Here is a 583-nt window from a genome sequence, read left to right on the forward strand (position 1 = left end):
GCAAGTCTATAGAACGACCATGTATGCAGGCTATGATTGTTTTTTCGACTTGTTCTTGTCGTAGAGCGTATGTTTTGAAGTCGCTCTAATTTGATTACTGATATGTCATGAGCTTTTGCCGTATTTACGATTTCACGACTTAGCTTATGATCTATATCTTTCATGATACGTTGTTCTTTGTTGTTGATCTTAACAACTACTTTGGGCTTCTTAGCTTTTTGAAATCTTTTTCTAAGATTATTGTAGTGCCTTCTTATATATTTGTTTTTTCTTCCATTTCCATAAAACTTGACACTTTCATTTGGACAATAGCTTACAGCAGGACATTTGATTCCAAGATCAACACCCATGACATTATTATTTGAAGAAGCTGCATCTTCTTTTGCATCATAGACGATCTGTGCTACTAGATCATGTCCTTTTACAACAATGCGCATCGTTCCTAATTTACTGGATGAAAAATTGATTTCTGTCTTTTGGATATTTTTGTTTTGACTGATATACGTTTTGACTTACCATTGATCATTACTGGAAAGCTTATACAGTCATCATTGATCCTAAAGTTTTGGTTGTTGATATAACA

At 33.6% G+C, this 583-nt stretch carries 1 protein-coding gene; it reads right to left on the reverse strand.

Features of this window, described 5'->3' with window-relative positions:
* Positions 1-437, reverse strand: a 437-nt coding sequence (locus tag LJD32_RS15050; protein WP_227392833.1) for an IS200/IS605 family accessory protein TnpB-related protein, incomplete at its 3' end; no start/stop codon positions are given.
* Positions 438-583: the final 146 nt, after the last annotated feature.

The sequence above is a fragment of the Faecalibacillus sp. TM498 genome, assembly GCF_020589955.1.
In the GTDB taxonomy this organism is placed as follows: domain Bacteria; phylum Bacillota_I; class Bacilli_A; order Erysipelotrichales; family Coprobacillaceae; genus Faecalibacillus; species Faecalibacillus intestinalis.